The sequence below is a fragment of the Cupriavidus basilensis genome (genome assembly GCF_029335485.1).
Lineage (GTDB): Bacteria > Pseudomonadota > Gammaproteobacteria > Burkholderiales > Burkholderiaceae > Cupriavidus > Cupriavidus basilensis_E.
In genome coordinates, this window is record NZ_JARJLM010000586.1 from 1 (window position 1) to 390 (window position 390).

The window sequence follows — 390 nt, forward strand, 5'->3', positions numbered from 1 at the left end:
GTCAAGCGCGTGGTGGATTACAACGTCAAGGTCCGGGTGAAGTCGGACGGCACGGGCGTGGATCTGGCCAACGTCAAGATGAGCATGAACCCGTTTGACGAAATCGCCGTGGAAGAAGCGGTGCGTCTGAAGGAAGCCGGGGTGGCCACCGAGGTGATCGCCGTCTCGTGCGGCGTTGCCCAGTGCCAGGAAACCCTGCGGACCGCGATGGCGATCGGCGCCGACCGCGGCATCCTGGTCGAGTCGAACGAAGACCTGCAACCGCTGGCGGTGGCCAAGCTGCTCAAGGCGCTGGTCGACAAGGAACAGCCGCAACTGGTGATCCTGGGCAAGCAGGCTATCGACGACGACTCCAACCAGACCGGCCAGATGCTGGCCGCGCTGGCAGGC

Annotated in this window: 1 protein-coding gene; it reads left to right on the top strand. The window is 64.6% G+C overall.

The features are described from left to right. Nucleotides 1-390 (top strand): electron transfer flavoprotein subunit beta/FixA family protein (locus P3W85_RS36570; protein WP_276268369.1); only part of this gene is annotated, 390 nt, incomplete at both ends.